The organism is Paraburkholderia azotifigens, from assembly GCF_007995085.1.
Classification (GTDB): Bacteria; Pseudomonadota; Gammaproteobacteria; order Burkholderiales; family Burkholderiaceae; genus Paraburkholderia; species Paraburkholderia azotifigens.
Window position 1 is genome coordinate 1,581,793 of record NZ_VOQS01000003.1, and the last position, 19,214, is coordinate 1,601,006.

17 protein-coding genes are annotated in these 19,214 nt (G+C 63.5%); 10 read left to right on the forward strand and 7 right to left on the reverse strand.

Going from position 1 to position 19,214, the window contains the following annotated elements; genetic code table 11:
- Positions 1-16: 16 nt before the first annotated feature.
- The 5 genes from FRZ40_RS24310 to FRZ40_RS24330 all read right to left on the reverse strand — a co-directional run bounded on the left by FRZ40_RS24310 (position 17) and on the right by FRZ40_RS24330 (position 4,988).
- The gene (locus FRZ40_RS24310) at positions 17-1,024 is read right to left on the reverse strand and encodes a succinylglutamate desuccinylase/aspartoacylase family protein (protein WP_147235849.1); all 1,008 of its coding nucleotides are present in this window, start codon (positions 1,022-1,024) and stop codon (positions 17-19) included.
- Between the two features lie 128 nt (positions 1,025-1,152).
- Positions 1,153-2,028 carry a LysR family transcriptional regulator gene (locus FRZ40_RS24315; RefSeq protein ID WP_147235850.1) on the reverse strand — a complete coding sequence of 292 codons (876 nt, stop codon included), beginning with the start codon at positions 2,026-2,028 and terminating at the stop codon, positions 1,153-1,155.
- 110 nt (positions 2,029-2,138) lie between these two features.
- Complete coding sequence (locus tag FRZ40_RS24320; RefSeq protein ID WP_147235851.1) at positions 2,139-3,431, reverse strand: SUMF1/EgtB/PvdO family nonheme iron enzyme; 1,293 nt, start codon at positions 3,429-3,431, stop codon at positions 2,139-2,141.
- Positions 3,432-3,581: 150 nt separating this feature from the next.
- A complete protein-coding gene (locus tag FRZ40_RS24325) occupies positions 3,582-4,256 on the reverse strand; it encodes a helix-turn-helix domain-containing protein (protein WP_028370049.1) in 675 nt (224 codons plus the stop codon).
- 252 nt (positions 4,257-4,508) lie between these two features.
- Positions 4,509-4,988: a universal stress protein gene (locus FRZ40_RS24330; protein WP_147235852.1), complete on the reverse strand. Its 480-nt coding sequence runs from the start codon at positions 4,986-4,988 to the stop codon at positions 4,509-4,511.
- A 320-nt stretch (positions 4,989-5,308) separates the two neighbouring features.
- On the opposite strand from FRZ40_RS24330, the gene FRZ40_RS24335 reads away from it, so the two are divergent.
- Complete coding sequence (locus tag FRZ40_RS24335; RefSeq protein ID WP_028370051.1) at positions 5,309-5,998, forward strand: FadR/GntR family transcriptional regulator; 690 nt, start codon at positions 5,309-5,311, stop codon at positions 5,996-5,998.
- A gap of 148 nt (positions 5,999-6,146) precedes the next feature.
- The gene (locus FRZ40_RS24340; RefSeq protein ID WP_147235853.1) at positions 6,147-7,655 is read left to right on the forward strand and encodes an MFS transporter; all 1,509 of its coding nucleotides are present in this window, start codon (positions 6,147-6,149) and stop codon (positions 7,653-7,655) included.
- A gap of 32 nt (positions 7,656-7,687) precedes the next feature.
- Here FRZ40_RS24340 and FRZ40_RS24345 read toward each other — a convergent pair whose 3' ends face one another.
- Positions 7,688-8,275, reverse strand: coding sequence for an acyl-homoserine-lactone synthase (locus FRZ40_RS24345; protein ID WP_028370053.1), 588 nt, complete (start codon positions 8,273-8,275; stop codon positions 7,688-7,690).
- 142 nt (positions 8,276-8,417) lie between these two features.
- On the opposite strand from FRZ40_RS24345, the gene FRZ40_RS24350 reads away from it, so the two are divergent.
- Positions 8,418-8,750, forward strand: a complete 333-nt coding sequence (locus FRZ40_RS24350; protein WP_035543493.1) for a helix-turn-helix domain-containing protein — start codon at positions 8,418-8,420, stop codon at positions 8,748-8,750.
- Here the strand turns inward: FRZ40_RS24350 and FRZ40_RS24355 are convergent.
- Positions 8,734-9,438, reverse strand: a complete 705-nt coding sequence (locus tag FRZ40_RS24355) for a helix-turn-helix transcriptional regulator (RefSeq protein WP_028370055.1) — start codon at positions 9,436-9,438, stop codon at positions 8,734-8,736. The genes FRZ40_RS24350 and FRZ40_RS24355 overlap by 17 nt on opposite strands.
- Positions 9,439-10,293: 855 nt before the next feature.
- Here FRZ40_RS24355 and FRZ40_RS24360 point away from each other — a divergent pair.
- From FRZ40_RS24360 to araD, 7 genes are all read left to right on the forward strand, one after another.
- Complete coding sequence (locus FRZ40_RS24360) at positions 10,294-11,874, forward strand: aldehyde dehydrogenase (NADP(+)) (RefSeq protein WP_147235854.1); 1,581 nt, start codon at positions 10,294-10,296, stop codon at positions 11,872-11,874.
- Between the two features lie 101 nt (positions 11,875-11,975).
- Positions 11,976-12,926, forward strand: coding sequence for an SMP-30/gluconolactonase/LRE family protein (locus FRZ40_RS24365; RefSeq protein WP_028370057.1), 951 nt, complete (start codon positions 11,976-11,978; stop codon positions 12,924-12,926).
- A 263-nt stretch (positions 12,927-13,189) separates the two neighbouring features.
- Positions 13,190-14,368: an ABC transporter substrate-binding protein gene (locus tag FRZ40_RS24370; RefSeq protein ID WP_028370058.1), complete on the forward strand. Its 1,179-nt coding sequence runs from the start codon at positions 13,190-13,192 to the stop codon at positions 14,366-14,368.
- A 177-nt stretch (positions 14,369-14,545) separates the two neighbouring features.
- Positions 14,546-15,625 carry an ABC transporter ATP-binding protein gene (locus FRZ40_RS24375; RefSeq protein ID WP_028370059.1) on the forward strand — a complete coding sequence of 360 codons (1,080 nt, stop codon included), beginning with the start codon at positions 14,546-14,548 and terminating at the stop codon, positions 15,623-15,625.
- A complete protein-coding gene (locus tag FRZ40_RS24380) occupies positions 15,622-16,509 on the forward strand; it encodes an ABC transporter permease (RefSeq protein ID WP_028370060.1) in 888 nt (295 codons plus the stop codon). The genes FRZ40_RS24375 and FRZ40_RS24380 overlap by 4 nt, the downstream gene beginning before the upstream one ends.
- A complete protein-coding gene (locus tag FRZ40_RS24385) occupies positions 16,509-17,414 on the forward strand; it encodes an ABC transporter permease (RefSeq protein WP_147235855.1) in 906 nt (301 codons plus the stop codon). The genes FRZ40_RS24380 and FRZ40_RS24385 overlap by 1 nt, the downstream gene beginning before the upstream one ends.
- Before the next feature lie 8 nt (positions 17,415-17,422).
- Positions 17,423-19,183, forward strand: coding sequence for an L-arabinonate dehydratase (araD, locus tag FRZ40_RS24390; protein ID WP_028370062.1), 1,761 nt, complete (start codon positions 17,423-17,425; stop codon positions 19,181-19,183).
- Positions 19,184-19,214: the final 31 nt, after the last annotated feature.

Sequence of the window (19,214 nt, forward strand, 5' to 3'; positions counted from 1 at the left end):
GGGACGTGTGTGGCGTTCAGCCGGCGTGCGTTTCGGCAGCGAGCAGCGCGATGCAATCGCCGGGCTCGACACGTGCGAAAGTGCGCAAACACATGACCGTGCCGTCGCCGCGAAAAGCGATCTCGATGGGCGCTTGCCACGGACGGTGAGGGTCGAACAGACGTCCCGCTAGTTGACCTTCGCGAACCTGATCGCCGAGTGCGAACGCGGGCTCGAACACGCCCGCATGCGGCGCATAGACATAGTGCTGCGCGCCTTCAACGCGAAAGTAGCGTGTCGCGGGCGTAGAGCGCGGCGCGTCCGACGTCACGCCGAGCCGATGCAGCACGCGCTGCAAGCCGCTTTCGACGATCGCCAGATTCGCCGCATCGCAGCCCGCATGGCCGCCGAATTCGCCGCATAGAAAAAGCTTGCCGTGCCGTTGCGCTGCGGCGGCGAACGTACGGTCTTCGCCGAGCAGATTCATGATCATCGTGTTCGGTGCGCCGAACGCGCGCACCAGATCGCCGTACAGCGCGCGGTGTTCGGCTTGAGCGGGCGGCGATGCGAGCAGCGTCGGCGCATGTTCGAACGAAGCGCCGCCCGCGTGCAGATCGATCACGACATCGGCACGTGGCAGCAGTTCGTTTTCGATGTAATGCGCAATCATCTCGGTCGGCTGTCCGTTGCGCGCGCCGGGAAAGAGCCGGTTCAGATTGCCGCGATCGATCGGCGACGTGCGCGTGCCGTTGACGAAGGCCGGGAAGTTCAAAGCGGGAATCACGATGAGGCGGCCGCGTATCGACATCGACGGCATTCGTTGCATCAGCTTGAACAGTGCGACGGGGCCTTCGTATTCGTCGCCATGATTGCCGCCCGTCAGCAGCACGGTCGGGCCCGTGCCTGCATTGAGCACGGCGAGCGGGATGGGAATGTGGCCGTATGCTGAGCGGTCGTGCGACCACGGCAGCCGCAGCGTGCCTGTCTGAAAACCCGTGCGTTCGAAATCGACGTCGGTGGCGATGAGGGAAGGAAGATTGGACATGGCGCGATCGGTAAAGAGCGAGGCGGCGCCTCGTTGTCTTTAATATCGCCGACGATAAAACGCCCGGCCAATGCCGTTTTCTGCGGCAGCCGATGCCTTGCAGGCATCGCTATCGCTGTGAATTGCTGCTACTTCAACTGCTCGATAAATCGGCTCAGTGCTGGATTGGCTTCGTGTTCGGCGAAACAGAATTCGAGCGGCAGCGGCACCGACAGATCCCGCAATTCGACGAAGCGCACGCGCGCGGGCGGACGGTCGCGATTCGCCGCGTTGACGATCGCGACGCCCATGCCCGCCGACACCAGCGAAAGAATCGCGGTTTCCGTCGATGCTTCCTGGCGGATGTCGAGCGTGAGGCCGCGCTCTGCGCAAGCGGCAATCAGGCGGTCGTAGTACGCGGGATACACGTTGCGAGGAAACGCGATGAACGGCTTGCCCGTGAGTTCGGCTGCCGCAATCGGGCCTTCGTGACCGAGCGGCCACGTGTCGGGCACAGCCAGCACGACGTTCTGCTCGAGCACGGGCACGCCCGCGATGCCTTCGGGCAGCGCGCCGACGCGATAGCAGAAGCCGCCGTCGAGCCTTCCGGCGGCAAGCGAGTCGAACTGCTCGGGCGTGTTCATCGGCTGAAGTTCGAGCGCGACGTCGGGCGCCGCCTGTTCGAACGCGCTCAATGCATGCGAGACGATGCCGCTCCACGCGGCGTTCTCGACGAAGCCGATGCGCAGATGACCTTGCACGCCCGACGCAATGCGGCGCGCGAGACGGTTCGCGGCATCGACGCGCGCGAGAATTTCACGCGCTTCCGACAGATACGCGATGCCCGCCGCCGTGAGCTTCAGCCCGCGCGGCGTGCGCTCAAACAGCGCCGCGCCGATCGCATCTTCGAGGTCTTGCACCTGACGCGAAATGGCCGGCTGCGTCACGTGCAGCTGTTCGGAGGCGGCGCGTACGCTGCGCAGCTCGGCGACAGCGATGAAATAGCGGAGATGCCGAAGTTCCATACCGATCCCGGCAAGTGAGACTGGCGGAAATGATAGTGCAGGCGCGCTGCTGCACGGTGCCGGATTTCGGGCTGCATCGGAAGAGCGTGCGGTTTCAGATCGCGGCTACGTCAGACAGCCCGCACGCACCTGAACCCTGCATACACATGCTGATACCGCGGCTGAAACCAGTTGCGGAACGTCGGCCGAAGCATGCATTGCGCGGTGCGTGCCGAGCCGCCCTTGAGCACGTAATGCTGTCCGTCGAAGAAGTTGGCCGAGTAGCCGAGATAGAACGGGAATGCATCGAATCCGGGCAACGCCTCGAACAGCGACGACGTCCATTCCCAGCCATTGCCGTACTGGCCTTCGACGCCGAATGCACTGACATTGTCGGGCGCGGCATCGACGGCTTGCGGATCCCAGCTGCGGAAATCATAGTTGCCCGACGGCGCATGCGGCACGCCTTGCGCGGCGCGCTGCCATTGCGCTTCCGTTGGCAGCGACTTGCCTGCCCAGCGCGCGTATGCCGCCGCTTCGGCATGGCTCACGTAGACGGGCCAGTCGGGCGGCAGCGCAACGTCGTCGAACATCGTGCGCAGCATCCACTTGCCATTCGCATCTCGCGACCACGTGACGGGATGCGCAATACCCTCCGCTTCCTTCCACGCCCAGTCCTTGTCGTTCCAGTACGTGCGATTGCCGTAGCCGCCCGCGTCGATGAACGCCATGAACTGCGCGTTCGTCACCATGTAGCGGTCGATGTCGAACGCATCGACCTGCACGCGTTGCTCGCCGAACTCGTTGTCCCAGCCGAAGCGCCCGTCTTCCTTCTTCATGCCGAGCACGGCTTCGCCTGCTGACACGCGCACCATCGGCGCCATTTCGACATTGCGGGCAAGTACCGCTTTCGATACGGCGCCCGGCGGCGCTGCCTTCATCTCGAGCGGCAGTTGATGCAGCATGTACGCGAGCGTTTCCGCGTGCATCAGCCTGTGTTCGATGGCAACGTGCATCAGCTGTTCGGGCGAGCCTGTCGACATGCCTGCGCCGCCGAACTCGAATTCCGCCAGACGTTCGTCGATCTGCTCGCGTGCCTTCTTTGCGTAATCGTGCACGGCGTCGAGCGAAGGCCAGTCGGCAGGTTGATCCGTCGGAAAACCGCCGTCGACGGGATCGATGCCGAAGGCGAACAGCTGGTCGAGTTCCGGCGCGAACGCGGGCAGCCGACAGAGCCGCTCGTCGAACAGATTGCGGTCGAAGGCTTCGAGATGGCCGATGTAGAACACGATGCGGTGACGCTCGCGGATCGGACGTTCATACAGGTATTCGGGTTTGACGACCGGGAACAGGGCGTCGGTGACGCGGCGCGCGTCGATGAGGCGCTGGACCAGCGGGTGGTGCGGAGCAGGGTCGCGATTCATTCGCCGGGTCTCCTCGTGAGGCTGCAAGCTTCTTGCATGGGACGGACAGTCTTAAACTGTACCGCAGCCGCAGGAGACGTGCCAGGCGGGTGCGCATCGGCGTCGCACGATGCGACGCCGCGCGTCAGAAGCGTTGAGAGCCAGGCAGAATCAGGCGTTTGCCGCTGCGCCGACCTGGCGCAGGCCGTCAGGATCGACGATGTGAACGAAACGGCCTTGTGCGTCGATCAGTCCGCGCTTTTGAAATCTTGACAGCGTGCGGCTCACAGTCTCGAGCGTCATGCCGAGATAGCTGCCCATGTCTTCGCGCGTCATCCGCAAATTGAATTCGGCCGATGAATAGCCGCGCTGCGCGTTGCGTTCCGAGATGTCCAGCAGGAAAGCCGCGACGCGCTCGTCGGCGCTCAATGAGCCGAGCACCATCATCTGCGCGGCTTCACGGACGATCTGCTCGCCCATCAGCTTGTGCAGCCGTTCCTGCATCGAGCTGATTTCGCGGCACAGATGCTTGAGGGCCGCGTAAGGAATGATGCACACCGAGCTGTCTTCGAGCGCCACCGCGCTGCACGCGTGCTGGTCGCTGCTGATACCGTCCAGCCCCAGCGATTCGCCCGCGAGCCGCAAGCCCGTGACCTGCTCGCGGCCATCGCGATGCGCCATCACCGTTTTCAGCGACCCTGAGCGCACCGCGTACAGATTGTCGAAGGAGTCGCCGGCGCGGTAGAGCGCTTCACCGCGTCGCACCGCGCGCGCCGAGCAGATCAGCGCTTCGAGCTGCGGCATGTCGTTGGCGGCGACGCCTTGCGGCATGCACAGATGCCTCATCGCGCACGACGAACAGCGCGCGGTGCTGCGCGCGGCGCGCTGCGTGGAGGAAACCGGCGAGCGGCGGGCGCCGCGAACGGGAGCAACTGCGGTGGGATTGAGCATGGTACCAGCCGGCTGATTAAGGGTGACAACCGATTGTCCCACTCGATGCGCGTGCAACCAGGCGGCAAAATGACGCGTCGACGCGAAAGTCGCGCTTGAGCGATGTCACGCCTTCACTCGCGCGTGCCGTTCAGGCCTGTCGACGTATCACGCCTTCGGCTCGTCGGCCTCATCGCCGCCGCCCGCCGCGGACGGAATCAGCAGCACGGGCAGCGTCGACTGGCGCACGCAGCGCTCGGCCACGCTGCCGAGTATCAGCCGCTGCATGCCACGGCGGCCATGTGTGCCCATCACGATCAGATCGGCGTTGAAATCGGCGGCGGCGCGCAGCACGAGGGTCGGCACGTCGTCGAGCGAAGATGCTTCGCCGACGGCGATATCGCCGGACACGCCGCGCTCGCGCATCGCCGCCGACAGTTCCACCGTCAGTTCCTTGCCCTGCTCGACGAGCCGGTTGCGCAGCACGGACGGATCGTAGCCGGGCGCGTCGAAATACATTGGCGTGTTTTCGACCGCGTAGAACGCGCGCAGCGTCGCGCCGAGCTTGCTGGCCAGATTCAGGGCGCCGTCGAACGCGCGGCGCGAGGTGTTGCTGCCGTCGACTGCAACGAGGATGCGTGTGTACATGAAGCCTCCGTGCCGTTGAAGGCGGCGCGCCGTCACGTGCCGTGGCCGTGTGTGCGGGCCGCCGATGATAAGCGGTGGATAGTTGTCCGGATTGCGCTTCCAGCTTAAATGATCGGCGAAAAATGCGGTTTTTCGGCAGCGGACACGCAGATGTCAATCAAAGATTTATCAAATTTTGCTGTCGAGCGCCGGGTCGTTCATACTGGCGGCACGCGCGCGGCAACGTGCTTTTCCGCCCAAACAGCGCTCGATTTTGCAAGTTGGCGCGCATTATTTGCCTTACAATTCCAATCTATTCTGACAAGCCGCTTTTCTCGACGATGAACGAGCGCAAACCGACTGGTCTGCCGGACAAGATCTACGGCGACATCCTCAACCGCATTCTCGAAGGCGAATACAAGGAAGGCGAGCGTCTGCCTACCGAGCATGCGCTCGCCGAGCGTTTCGAGACATCGCGGCCCACGGTGCGCGAGGCGCTGGCGCGGCTGCGCGCGGACGGCATCATCGTCACGCGGCACGGCTCGGGCACGACAGTCGCGCGGCGGCCGGACCCGGACGTGCGCCGCTTCGCGCCGCTGGAAACGCTCTCCGACATTCGCCGCTGTTACGACTTCCGGATCGTGACGGAGTCGGGCGGCGCCGAACTGGCCGCGCAGATGGCCGAGGCCGACGACATCGCTGCGATCCAGCACGCGTGGGACGAACTGGAGCGCGTGATCGAAACCCAGGGCATCGGCGCGAAGGACGACTTCGCGTTCCACCTTGCCGTCGCGCGTGCGTCGAAGAACCAGTTCTTCATCACGATGATGTCGTTCATCGAAGAGCAGATCGTGTTCAGCATGAATCTGTCGCGCAATCTGTCGCTGGTGAAGACGCTCGAACGCCAGCGGCTCGTGCAGGCCGAACATCTGGCCGTGCTCGAAGCCATCCGCCGCAAGGACCCTGCGGCGGCCGGACAGGCCATGCGCGCGCATCTGGAGCACGCGCGCGACCGGATGTTCGGCTCCTGACGTCTTATCCCGCCTCGCCGGGCCGCGTCGTTTCACACGCGGCCCGTTTCATTTTTTCCCCTCATCTGAAAATGCCGCGCATGACGCGCCGCATCGCAAAGAAGTGAATCCTTCCCGTCCTCTGCCTTTTCGCGACGCACTCCTGGCCATGCTCGGCATCGGCCTCGTCAACATGCTCGTCGCGCTCGATCAGACGGTGGTCAGCACGGCGTTGCCGTCGATCGTCGTCGAACTGCATGGTTTCGAGTATTACGCATGGATCGCGAGCGCCTATCTGCTCGCGTCCGTGGTCACGGTGCCCGTGTTCGGGCGGCTAGGCGACTATTTCGGCCGCAAATACTTCGTGATTACGGCCGTGATCGTCTTCACGGTGGCGTCGGCGCTATGCGGCCTCGCGGGCAGCATGCCGTTTCTGGTGTTCGCGCGCGGCCTGCAGGGCGTCGGCGGCGGCATGATGGTCGGCACGGCGTTCGCGTCGATCCCCGATCTCTTTCCCGATCCGCGCACTCGCGTGCGCTGGCAGGTGGTGCTGGCGGCCGCCTACGGAATCGGCACGGCGGCGGGGCCGTCGCTGGGCGGCTGGCTGAGCCAGAACTTCGGCTGGCGCTCGACGTTCCTCGTGAACCTGCCCGTCGGCGCGCTTGCGCTGTACTTCATCTGGGCGCACCTGCCGTATTACCGGCGCGAGCGCACGGGCGACGTGCGCATCGAATGGACGGGCGCCGTGCTGGTGGCGCTGGTGCTCGGCGGGTTGCAGACCTTCATCGAAGCCGTGCCGAAGGACGGTCTCACGACAGCCAACCTGATCCTCGCCGCGCTGGTGATCGTCGGCGCGGCTGCGCTGCTGGTCTGCGAGCGGCGCGCGACACATCCCATCGTGCCGCTCGACCTGTTCAAGGATCCGCAGCTCGTGACGCTGTTCACGCTGTCGGTGCTGTCGGGCTTCGTGATGTTTTCGCTGATCTTTTTCGCGCCGCTGCTGCTGCAGGGCGGCTTCGGGCTGACGCCGCAGCAGGCCGGCCTGCTGGCGACGCCGATCGCCGCGTGTATCGCGCTCGGCAGCATGATCAACACGCGCATCGTGATTCACATGTCGCGGCCCACTGCCATTCTGACGATCGGTTTCAGCCTGCTGGTGGCCGCGTCGGCCGGCATTGCGCTCGCCACGCCGGCGACGCCGCATCTGTACCTCGAACTCTCGATGGCGGCCGTCGGCATTGGCCTCGGCTTCATTCTCAACAACCTGAATGTGTTCGGTCAGGAGATCGCCGGCCGCGAGCGCTTCGGCATCACCACGGCGCTGCTCCAGTCGACGCGCATGGTAGGCGGGATGCTCGGCACCAGCATCGTCGCGACGATCGTGAACCGGCGCTATGCGTCGGGCGTGGAAGAGTCGCTGCGCGTGCTCGGCGAATCCGTCGCGTCGGCGTGGCGTCCGAAGCTCGCCGATCCGCGTATTCTCGTCGACGAAAATCTGCGCGATTCGCTGCTGATCGAACTGAAACGCGCGGGCCTCGAAGGCCCGGCGTTGTTCGACGCGGCGCGTCACGTGCTCGTGCAGTCGATTCACATCGGCGTCGTGCTGACGGGCTGTGCGGCGCTGGCTGCCGCGCTCCTCGTGCGCCGGATTTCGCACATCACGTTCCGGCGCGGTTAAAACGCATCAGGCGAGGCGCGGCGTTTCAAACGTCAGGCCGCGACAGGCATCGGCTTGCAGACCGCGGCGCGGATCGCGTCGACGGTGATGTCGAGCGCAATGGTGCGTTCAACGCCGATCTTCACGGGCGGCCCCAGCCGCGTCACCTCGATGCCCGCGCGCCGCAGCATCCGCTCGATCGCCAGCGTCGTCACCGTCACGTAGCGGGTGATGCCCATCCGGTCCGCGAACGTCACCAGCTCGTGGATCGCGTGCATCGTCAAATCTGCAAAGCCAAACGTTTGCTCGCCATCCGTTTCGATAGCGAAGCGGCTCAATTCCCAAATATGCCGTCCGAATGGCGCGTCGTGGCCGTCTAGCAACTGCGAAAACGTGTCCCTCAGCATGTTCGGGCCTTCCGTGGGCATCAGGCGCCAGCAGCCGCGCACCTGCCGCTCGCCGTCCTGGATGAGCATGTAGTACGGGCCCAGCGCGTCGTAGCCGTCGATCTCCATACCCGCGATGGTCGGAACGTCCCATCCCATCCGGTCGCGAAAGACCCGGGCGCGCAGTCGATACATCTCGTTGATGTGCGTGTTGTCGAACTCTTGCCGTGTGCCAATCCGAATCGCCGTATGCATGGTGTGCTCCTTACGTGGGTGCGGTACGCAGGAAAACGTATGCATTTCGGATAGAAAAAACACCTACTCACCTGGATAGGTGGCGATTGCGTCTGAAGATTACAAAATTGAGATGAGGGCAGCCAATCACCAGGAAAACATCATGGAACTTCAAAATCATTGGCAATCGGGCGTTCACGCAAACGTTCAACCGACCGCGCAGAGCCGTAATCCGGACACTTCGTCCGGGGTGGACCGTGTTCTGATCATCGCGTACCGCAAGAAAAAGAAAGAAAGCCAGCGCCAGTTCTGGGCGCGTTTCGGCGTGACGCAGTCGCGCGGCAGCCGCTTCGAATCGGGCGCGGAGATTCCGGCACCCGTGTCGATCCTGCTGGGCCTCTACTTCACGAAGACGGTCACGGACGGCGATCTGGGCAGGGCAGAGAAGGTTCTGCACAACCCGGAAGCGCGTGAGCTCATCAACCTGGATCAATAAGGCCGAGCTGCGTAGCAATCACGGCCGCCGCGCGCCGTGAGTTCACACCGAATTTCGTGCGAATGTTCTTGAGGTGGAAGTTCACCACGGCTTCCGAGCAATTGAGAATGTGCGAAATTTCCCAGGTGGACTTACCGCGCGCGGTCCATTTCAGGCACTCCTGCTCCCGCGGCGTGAGCTTTGGCACCAAAGCTTGTGTGTGCGTGTTCAGGTGAGGCTGGCTCGTGTCGATGACGAGGTCGCGCAACAGCACCAGGTTGGGCAGCACGACATCGAGATGACGCCAGAACTCGTCGCTCGGGTTGTGATCGTTGACGAAGCAGATCAGACCCGATTCCTGCCTCGGCCCGTGAATGGGCAGGCTCACGCCTGCGCGCAAGCCATGCGCGCGGGCTTCTTCGTACATGGTTTGCGCCGGATTGGTGTCGAACAGATCAGGCGACCAGATGAGCGGTGACGACTTCGTCATGCAATGCGTGACGGTCGGATCGATGTGCGCAAACCCTTGCTCGTTATAGAACTGCCGCCAGGTGGGCGAATACGTGCTGCGGATGAACGCATCTTCGAGCCGCATCCCCGGTCGCGGAAGAATGCCGACCAGCACCCGGTCAAAGCCCCAGCCGTCCGCGAGTCGGGAGACTTCGCGAAACCAGGTGACATCGTCCGCCGCTTCCAGCAACGGCGACATCTGCTCAATGAAATGTTGCGGCAAGGTGCTATCTCTCGAGGTGCGCAGCGGAGCGGGCCATCGCCATGCCGATGCTGCGGTTACTCATGATCTTGTTGCGCATCAATTTATCACTATTATTCGCTGGTTAATACAAGATGGTGATAGAGAATTTTTGGTCCGTTTCATTTTCCGGCTCAAATTCGAGTCGCGCCAGGGCGCCATTTAATTGCATTCGCGCAATTCTCCATCAAATGCCGCAAATCCGCTCCTGCTCTGACATGCAGCGCCTCAATTAAACCCTCACTTCGAAAAGGTTATTGTGCGGTTTTGAATCGGTATTAAATACGGTCAGGTCTTGAAAATCGGAATACATTACGAAGCGTTTGATTGAAACGGTTCGTTTTCCGAGCCGTTGTCATACGAGCTTTTTTAAAGGCCGATTCGCAGCGCAACACGCTCTGCGTTCATTTGTACGATGAAAATCGTTTTCATGCGAACGGCATGTGCACGTGTTACGCTTGAAGTTGTTTGACAACATTGGCGAGGCAATGCTAACTTGCCCAAGCGGCTCGTGAGGGATTTCGCGATGTCCATAGCCGCTGCGAGAAGGGCACACTGGATGCTGCGAAGTACGCGGTCGCGTATGCGCCCCCCCATCGCCGAGTGCCTTTGAGCGAAGGCGAACAGCCACGCAGCGAACGAAGGGCGCATCATGCGAAGATCAGTGTTGCGACGCCGGCTTCGCTCGGATTCGAGCGCCGTCTCGCGGAATCGTCCGCTCATTCGTGACGTCGCACACTACTCACTATTTGGATTCCAGGCCGCGCGACGCGACATGCGTTGCCGCCGCGCGGCCATCGACAGGAGCTGGACATGCAGATTACCGGAGACATGCTGATCGGTGCGTCGGAGGTGCGCGGCACCAAGGGCACGCTGCGCGCGTTCGACCCGGCGCACAACATGGAAATCGAACCCGAGTTCGGCGCGGGCGGCGCGGTCGAAGTGGACCGCGCGTGCACGCTGGCCGCGCTCGCGTTCGACACTTATCGTCAAGCGTCGCTCGAAATCCGCGCGCATTTCCTGGAGACGATCGCGGAAAACATTCTCGGTCTTGGCGATACGCTGATCGAGCGCGCCCAGGCGGAATCCGCGCTGCCCAAGGCGCGGCTCGAAGGCGAACGCGCGCGCACGGTCGGGCAGCTCAAGCTGTTCGCGTCGCTGGTGCGCGAGGGCCGCTGGCTCGCCGCGACGATCGATACCGCTCAGCCGGACCGCAGCCCGCTGCCGCGTCCCGATCTGCGTCTGCAGAAGATTCCCGTGGGTCCCGTCGGCGTCTTCGGCGCGAGCAATTTCCCGCTGGCCTTTTCCGTGGCTGGCGGCGATACGGCATCCGCGCTGGCGGCGGGTTGTCCCGTTGTGGTGAAGGCGCATCCGGCGCATCTGGGTACGTCCGAACTGGTGGGCCGCGCCATTCAGAAAGCGGTTGCCGATTGCGGTCTGCACGAAGGCGTGTTCTCGCTCGTGGTCGGCGCGGGCAACGAGATCGGCGAAGCGCTCGTCCAGCATCCCGCGATCAAATCGGTCGGTTTCACGGGTTCGCGTGCGGGCGGCCTCGCGCTCGTGAATCTCGCGCAGAAGCGCCGCGAGCCGATTCCCGTCTTTGCCGAAATGAGCAGCGTCAATCCGTTCTTCGTGCTGCCGGGCGCGCTCGCGAAGCGCGCGGAGCAGATCGCAACGGGCTTTATCGAATCGGTGACGCTCGGCGTCGGACAGTTCTGCACGAATCCTGGTCTCGTGTTGATTCTCGAAGGACCGAACAAGCAGACGTTCATCGACGCCGCCGCGAAGGCGCTCGCGCAAAAGAGCGCGCAGACGATGCTCACGCCCGGCATCGCCAACGCCTACCAGGATGGCGTTTCGCATCGCACGGAACAGCGCGGCGTGCAGAGCATCGCGCGTGGCACGTCGTCGGATGCGACCTGCGCGGCGTTACCCGCGTTGTTCCAGACTTCCGCGATGCAGTTTCTGACCTCGGCCGAACTCGAAGACGAGATTTTCGGACCGACGTCGCTGATCGTGACGTGCGACGACATTGACGAAATGGTGAAGGTGGCGGAGTACCTGGAAGGACAGTTGACGGCAACGCTGCAGATCGAACCCGAGGACTACGACATCGCGCGCCGTCTGCTGCCCACGCTCGAACGCAAGGCCGGCCGCATTCTGGCGAACGGCTTTCCGACGGGCGTCGAGGTGTCGTACGCGATGGTGCACGGCGGGCCGTTCCCGGCCACATCCGATCCGCGCGCGACGTCGGTCGGCGCGATGGCCATCGAGCGTTTCCTGCGTCCCGTCTGCTACCAGGATCTGCCCGCCGATCTGCTGCCGCAATCGCTGCGCGACGAGAATCCGCTGAAGCTCTGGCGCCTGCGCGACGGCAAGCCCGCGCAGGCTTGATGCGCGCAGTTTCACGACAACGTAACCAACAATAACCAGCAACGACGGCAACACGCCGGGCGTCGATCGACTCGACGCCCGGCGTTTGCATTGACAGCGCCATGACAGAACTCAGCCACCCGAACTCCCGACGCTATCCCGATCCCTCCATCCGCAGTTTCGATCCACGCTTCGATGCATTACGCCTCGCATCGGCTTCCGTCGAATGCCTGTACCAGGGCGCGCGCTGGTCCGAAGGGCCCGTCTGGTTCGGCGACGGCCGTTATGTGCTGTGGAGCGACATCCCGAACAATCGCATCCTGCGCTGGGACGAAGAAACGGGCGCGGTGACGCCGTTTCGCCGGCCGTCGAACAATGCGAACGGCAACACACGCGACCGCGAAGGGCGGCTCGTGAGCTGCGAGCATCTGACGCGGCGTGTCACGCGCACCGAGTACGATGGCTCGATCACGGTGATCGCCGACGCGTATCAAGGCAAGCGCTTCAATTCGCCGAACGATGTGATCGTCAAATCGGACGGCTCCATCTGGTTCACCGATCCCTCGTTCGGTATCGACAGTTTCTACGAAGGCGAAAAGCAGGAGCCGGAGCTGCCGCAAAACGTGTATCGCGTGGACGGGCAGACGGGCGAAGTGACGATGGTGTGCGACGAGGTGATCGGACCGAACGGGCTCGCGTTTTCGCCGGACGAGTCCGTGTTGTACATCGTCGAATCGCGTTCGAAGCCGCGCACCATCCGTGCATTCGACGTCGCGGACAACGGGCGGTCGCTGACGAACAACCGGGTGCTGATCGACGCGCAGCAGGGCACGCCCGATGGCTTTCGGGTCGACATTCACGGCAACCTCTGGTGCGGCTGGGGCATGGGCACTGACGAACTCGACGGCGTGCGCGTGTTTTCGCCGCAAGGCGACGCGCTCGGGCATATCGCGCTGCCGGAGCGCTGCGCGAACGTCTGCTTCGGCGGCAGGCATCGCAACCGCCTCTTCATGGCGGCGAGTCACGGCCTGTATTCGCTCTATGTGAACACGCAAGGCGTGCGCGGCGGCTGACACCCGACGCGGCAAAGTTGCCTAACAAGTGGCCTCTCGGTGTTCTCCCTATGTCGAACGGACGAGTCGCTGAAATCGGCTGAAATCCTTACCATAAAAGGACTTTAAGAATCTGAAAGCCTGCTCGGCAGTGCAGGCGTCAGGCTAGAATTTGCTTGACATCATGTGCGCCCGTTCGTTATGTTTCACTCACTAGCAGCCCGTAGTGCGTCACCGCCGCATCCCGTCGGCGGGCGTTCCATACCAAGAGGCGAGGAGACGAAATGGCTTTTTCTGGCAAGTTGTCAGTTAGGGTAGCGGCAGTGTGCGTGGCAGTCGGTGCTGCCGTCGCAGGGTTCGCACAATCGGCACGAGCGGCCGATCCAGTCACGCTCAACATCGTCGACGTCGCCGGCGATCTTCAACTGACGCAAAAGGGCTTCGAAGCCTTCAAGGCCAAGTACCCGAATCTCGTTTCCAACATCACCTACACGAACGCACCCGCGCCGCAACTGCCCGGCAAGATCAAGGCGATGCAGGCAGCCGGCCGTTCCGATATCGACCTCGTTCTGACGGGCACCGACGCGCTCGCCGCCGGTATCGAACAGAACCTGTGGGTCAAGCTGCTGCCCGACAACAACGCGCAGTTCCCCGGTGTGCTCGACAAATACGCGCCCGGCCCGCGCAAGATGCAGGACGTCGCGCAGGGCTTCGGCCTCGAAGTCGCCTATATGCCGGCCGGTCCGCTGATCGAGTACAACCCGGCCAAGGTCAGCGATCCGCCCAAGACGCCGGACCAGCTGCTGCAATGGTGCAAGGCGCATCCGAACAAGCTGATCTACGCGCGTCCCGCCAATTCCGGCCCGGGCCGCACGTTCCTGATGGGCCTGCCGTACGTGCTCGGCGATAAAGATCCGAAGGACCCCGTCAACGGCTGGGACAAGACCTGGGCGTTTCTCAAGCAGCTGAACGACTGCATTCCTTACTATCCGGGCGGCACGTCGGCTGTCATGAAGGAACTGGGCGAAGGCACGCGCGACATGACGGTCACCGTGACGGGCTGGGACATCAACCCGCGCGCGCTCGGCATCGTGCCCGCCGAATTCAAGGTGCAGGCGTTCGACAACATGACGTGGGTCAACGACGCCCACTACATGGTGATTCCGAAGGGTGTGCCGAAAGAAAAGCTCGACATCCTCTACAAGCTGATGAACTTCATGCTCGAGCCGACCCAGCAGGCCATGACCTATGACGACGGCTACTTCTATCCGGGCCCGGCCATCAAGGGCGTGACGGAAGCGCAGGCGCCCGAGCACAGCCAGGAAGTGCTGAAGAAATTCGGCCGTCCGGAATACGCGAAACTGCTGGCCGATCGTCCGCACGTCCAGCCGCTGAGCGCGGCGGCGATGGTGGCGGCGTTCCAGAAGTGGGACCGCGAAGTGGGCGCGCAAAAGACCAAGTAAGCGCATACCGACGCGTACCCGTCGCCGTGCAAAGCGGAACTGCCGATGCTGCGCCTCGCGTGCGCGTCGGCGTGTTCGGCCTCGCGCGCGACGGCGTTCGTGACTGAGCTTGCGACCTGAGCTTGTGACGGCGCGCCGCATGCCGGCGCGGCCATGCAACATCGTAGGGAAGCGATCATGAAGCATCACTTTGAACAGTTGCGCCTCGAATCGGTCTGCCGCAGTTTCGTGAATACGGAAGGGCACCCGGTGGCCGCGTTGCAGGGCCTCGACCTGAATATCCGCCGCGGCGAATTCATCGCGCTGCTCGGGCCTTCGGGCTGCGGCAAGTCGACGGCGCTCAACTGCATTGCCGGCTTGCAGCCGCTGTCGGGCGGCGGCATCTGGCTCGATGAAAAACGTATCGACGTGCTGCCGCCGGAAAAGCGCGGCTTCGGCATGGTGTTCCAGAATTACGCGCTGTTTCCGCACATGTCGGTGCTCGACAACGTCGGCTTCGGCCTGAAGATGCGCGGCGTCGGCAAGGCGGAGACGGTGAAGCGCGCACGCGAAGCGCTGCAGCTCGTGCAACTGGTCGGCCATGAAAAGAAACTTCCGGGCCAGCTGTCGGGCGGCCAGCAGCAGCGCGTCGCGATTGCGCGCGCCATCGTGATCGAGCCGCCGCTCATCCTGATGGACGAGCCGCTGTCGAATCTCGACACGAAGCTGCGCATCGAAATGCGCGCCGAGATCCGCCGCATCCATACGCAACTGGACCGCGCGACCATTTACGTGACGCACGACCAGGACGAAGCGCTGTCGATGGCCGACCGCATCGTCGTGATGAAAGAGGGTGTCGTGCAGCAGGTCGCGACGCCGAAGGAAGTCTACGGACGTCCGAAGAATCTGCACGTCGCGCGCTTCATGGGCTATCGCAACGTGCTGCCGTTCACGCTCGAAGGCACGCAGGGCGAAGGCGTGGCCGTTGAGGCGAACGGCGTGCGCCTGACCGGCATGGCCATGGAAGGTTTCAACAGCAAGCGCGTGTCCGTCGCGCTGCGGCCCGAAGACATGGAGCGCGCCGCGCCCGGTTCCGGGAATGCGTTCGACGCGCAGGTCACGACTGTCGAATACGGCGGCCGCGATTCGCTGATCCGCGTGAAGAGCGCGTTCGGCGAACTATGGGCGCGCGTCGCGGGCGAGTTTGCCGAAGGCGAGCGCGTCACGCTGTGCGTGCCGCCGTCGCGCACGCTGGTCTACGATGGAGAGCCGTCATGAGCACCTTGACGCCCCCGGCCGCATCGGCGCCCGTCGCGCCGCGCGACGGCAAGGCGTGGCTCGTGTCGCCCGCCTTGCTGTTCATCCTCGCGCTGTTTGTCTACCCGTTCGTCTATGGCCTCGCGCTGTCGTTCAGCCCGATGGAAGGCGGCGGCATGTGGGCGAACTACGCGAAGTTCTTCAGCGACACGTCGATGTGGCCGACCATCATCGTCACGCTGAAGCTCGCCGTGCCCGCTACCTTGATCAACGTCGGCGTGTCGGTGCCTGTGGCGTTCGCGCTGCGCCGACCGTCGCCGTACCAGAAGTTCGTCACGACCTTGCTCGTGATTCCTGTCACGCTCGGCACCGTGCTGATCGCAGACGGCATGCTCACATACTTCGGTCCGAACGGCTGGTTTCCGCAAGCACTACAAGGGCTGCATCTCTATACCGACGAAGTACGCCTTACGCATAACTTCTGGGGCGTGCTGATCTCGCTCGTCGTGTCGGGCTTTCCGTTCGCGTTCCTGCTGACGCTGTCGTACGTGACGGGCATCGACCCGACGCTGGCGAGCGCCGCCGCGACGCTCGGCGCGAATCCGTGGCAGCAGTTCCGTCGGATCTATCTGCCGCTGCTCGTGCCGGGGCTGACGATGGCGGCGTGTCTGTCGTTCGTGCAGGCGTTTTCGGTGTTTCCGTCGGCGGTGCTGCTGGGCGCGCCCGCGGGTCCGACTCGCGTCATGTCGATCGCCGCTGCCGAGGCAGCATTCGAGAACTACGATTATTCGATGGCGTCGGCGATTGCGATCGTGATGGGATTCGTGCAACTGGTGATCGTCGCCGCGATGCTCGGCGCGCGCCGCTTCTTCTATGTTGGACCGGCGACGGGAGGTAAGGGCTGATGCCATCCGATCATCAAGTTGCGCATCCGTGGCCCGCTGCGCCGCAAGGGCAAACGGTGAAATCGATGAAACCGCACGTCAGTCTGCGCGATCGCGTGTATAAGGCGCTCGTCTGGGGCGCGATGATTTTCTTCCTGCTCAATATCGTGCTGCTGATCGCGACGGTCGCGGTCAATTCGATTGCGACGCGCTGGTTCGGCACGCTGCTGCCGCAGGGCTTCACGTTGCACTGGTACGCGCAGGCATGGAACGATTTCCAGCTCGCGGCCGTCTTGTGGGTGACGGTCGAGGTGGTCGGCGCCGTCGTGCTGCTGTCCATTCTGCTGGGCGTGCCCGCTGCGTACGCGCTGGCGCGCGTGCAGTTTCGCGGCAAGCGTTTCGCGATGCTGGTGTTCCTGCTGCCGTTGATGGTGCCGCCCGTCACGTACGGCATTCCAATGGCGACCGTGATGTACAAGATCGGGCTCGCAGGCACCTTGAGCGGCGTGATTCTCGCGAATCTCGTGCCCGCGCTGCCGTTCGTCATTCTCGTGATGACGCCGTTCATCGAACAGCTCGATCCGAATCTGGAATCGGCGGCGCGCATCTTCGGCGCGAACACGTTTCGCTATTTCCGCCACATCCTGCTGCCGCTGCTGGTGCCGGGCATGCTTGCTGCGGGTCTGCTGGTGCTGGTGCGCACCATCGGCATGTTCGAATTGACGTTCTTTACGGCGGGACCGGCGACGCAGACTCTGGTCGTCGCGCTGTACTACGCTGTATTTTCAACAGGCGTGCGTGCGCCGCAATCGATCGACGCGATGGCGATGATCTATATGGCCATCACGCTGATCTGGGTATTGATTGCGCTGCAGTTCGTGAGCCCGACGCAGATCGTGTCGCGCGTGAAGGAGCAGCGCCCGTAGGAGAAGTTGTGTCGAACAATCAGACGAAGAAACGCAAGACGCCCGAAGAACTGCGCAGTCACCGCTGGTATGGCGTGAACGATCTGCGGTCGTTCGGCCACCGCTCGCGCACTGCGCAGATGGGTTATAGCCGTGAAGAATATGCAGGCAAGCCGGTCATCGCGATCCTCAACACGTGGAGCGAGATGAACCCGTGCCACACGCATTTCAAACAGCGTGTGGAAGAAGTGAAGCGCGGCATCTGGCAGGCGGGCGGCTTCCCGATCGAACTGCCTGTGCAGACGCTCTCCGAGCCCTTCCAGAAGCCCACGACGATGCTCTACCGCAACTTCCTCGCGATGGAAGCGGAAGAGACGCTGCGCTCGTATCCCGCCGACGGCGTCGTCCTGATGGGCGGCTGCGACAAGACCACGCCCGCGCTGCTGATGGGCGCGATCTCGATGGATCTGCCCACCATTTTCCTGCCCGCCGGCCCGATGCTGCGCGGCAACTGGAACGGCGCGACGCTCGGCTCCGGCTCCGACACGTGGAAGTACTGGGCCGATCTGCGCGCGGGCAAGATCACGGAAGACGACTGGCACGGCGTGGAAGGCGGCATCGCGCGTTCGCCCGGCCACTGCATGACGATGGGTACGGCCTCGACGATGACGAGCGCCGCCGAAGCGCTCGGCTTCACGCTGCCGGGTTTCGCCTCGATTCCGGCACCCGATTCGCGCCACGCGCAGATGTCCGCGAAAACGGGCATGCGCATTGTCGAGATGGTGTGGGAAGACCTGAAGCCGTCGGACATCCTCACGGAGAAATCGGTCGATAACGCCGTCACGACCTGCCTCGCGCTGTCTGGGTCGACGAATGCGATCGTGCACATGATCGCGTTGGCGCGCCGCGCGGGCATCCATCTCACGCTCGACCGCTACGACAGCATGTCGCGCCGGACTCCCGTGCTCGCGAACATCCGGCCGACGGGCGCGTATCTGATGGAAGACTTCTTTTACGCAGGCGGCTTGCAGGCGATGCTTGCGGAACTCGGCGAGCTGATCGACCGCTCGCAGAAGACGGTGAACGGACGCACGATCGGCGAAAACCTCGAAGGCGCGCGAATTTTCAACGACGACGTGATCCGCCGCCGCACGAATCCGCTGATGCCGGACAACGGGCTTGCCGTGCTGAGAGGCAACATCGCGCCCGACGGCGCGGTGATCAAACCGGGCGCCGCCGAACCGCATCTGCTCGTACACACGGGCCGCGCGGTGGTGTTTAGCGACTACAACGACATGGCTGCGCGCATCGATAGCGAAGAACTCGATATCGACGAAACCTGCGTGATCGTGCTGCAGCACGCGGGGCCTGTCGGTGCGCCGGGCATGCCCGAGTGGGGTCAGTTGCCGATCCCCCAGAAGCTGCTGAAAAAGGGCGTGCGCGACATGCTGCGCATTTCCGATGCACGCATGAGCGGCACGAGCTATGGCGCGTGTGTGCTGCACGTGGCGCCCGAGTCGTTTATCGGCGGGCCGTTTGCGCTGGTGCGCGATGGCGATCTGATCGAACTCGATGTGCCGCAGCGCAAGCTGAACGTGCTGGTGCCGGATGAGGAGCTCGCGCGGCGCAAGGCCGCTTGGGTCGCGCCTGCGCCGAGATTTTCACGCGGCTACGGCGCGATGCATCAGGTGCACGTACTGCAGGCGGACAAGGGCTGCGACTTCGACTTCCTGCAACGCGACGGCGCGAGCGGCGCGAGTGCCTCGGCAGGCGAGCCGGAAATTCACTGAACGAGAAACAAGGTCTGCGAGCGCACGCGCA

What these genes read in the sequence shown, in the direction of transcription:
- FRZ40_RS24360 (WP_147235854.1), top strand. Translation starts at nt 10,294, where the DNA reads ATGCAGATTACCGGAGACATGCTGATCGGTGCGTCGGAGGTGCGCGGC.
- FRZ40_RS24335 (WP_028370051.1), top strand. Translation starts at nt 5,309, where the DNA reads ATGAACGAGCGCAAACCGACTGGTCTGCCGGACAAGATCTACGGCGAC.
- FRZ40_RS24315 (WP_147235850.1), bottom strand. Translation starts at nt 2,028, where the DNA reads ATGGAACTTCGGCATCTCCGCTATTTCATCGCTGTCGCCGAGCTGCGC.
- FRZ40_RS24355 (WP_028370055.1), bottom strand. Translation starts at nt 9,438, where the DNA reads ATGTCGCCGTTGCTGGAAGCGGCGGACGATGTCACCTGGTTTCGCGAA.
- FRZ40_RS24320 (WP_147235851.1), bottom strand. Translation starts at nt 3,431, where the DNA reads ATGAATCGCGACCCTGCTCCGCACCACCCGCTGGTCCAGCGCCTCATC.
- FRZ40_RS24380 (WP_028370060.1), top strand. Translation starts at nt 15,622, where the DNA reads ATGAGCACCTTGACGCCCCCGGCCGCATCGGCGCCCGTCGCGCCGCGC.
- FRZ40_RS24375 (WP_028370059.1), top strand. Translation starts at nt 14,546, where the DNA reads ATGAAGCATCACTTTGAACAGTTGCGCCTCGAATCGGTCTGCCGCAGT.
- FRZ40_RS24340 (WP_147235853.1), top strand. Translation starts at nt 6,147, where the DNA reads ATGCTCGGCATCGGCCTCGTCAACATGCTCGTCGCGCTCGATCAGACG.
- FRZ40_RS24325 (WP_028370049.1), bottom strand. Translation starts at nt 4,256, where the DNA reads ATGAGGCATCTGTGCATGCCGCAAGGCGTCGCCGCCAACGACATGCCG.
- FRZ40_RS24350 (WP_035543493.1), top strand. Translation starts at nt 8,418, where the DNA reads ATGGAACTTCAAAATCATTGGCAATCGGGCGTTCACGCAAACGTTCAA.
- FRZ40_RS24310 (WP_147235849.1), bottom strand. Translation starts at nt 1,024, where the DNA reads ATGTCCAATCTTCCTTCCCTCATCGCCACCGACGTCGATTTCGAACGC.
- FRZ40_RS24385 (WP_147235855.1), top strand. Translation starts at nt 16,509, where the DNA reads ATGCCATCCGATCATCAAGTTGCGCATCCGTGGCCCGCTGCGCCGCAA.
- FRZ40_RS24345 (WP_028370053.1), bottom strand. Translation starts at nt 8,275, where the DNA reads ATGCATACGGCGATTCGGATTGGCACACGGCAAGAGTTCGACAACACG.
- FRZ40_RS24365 (WP_028370057.1), top strand. Translation starts at nt 11,976, where the DNA reads ATGACAGAACTCAGCCACCCGAACTCCCGACGCTATCCCGATCCCTCC.
- FRZ40_RS24370 (WP_028370058.1), top strand. Translation starts at nt 13,190, where the DNA reads ATGGCTTTTTCTGGCAAGTTGTCAGTTAGGGTAGCGGCAGTGTGCGTG.
- FRZ40_RS24330 (WP_147235852.1), bottom strand. Translation starts at nt 4,988, where the DNA reads ATGTACACACGCATCCTCGTTGCAGTCGACGGCAGCAACACCTCGCGC.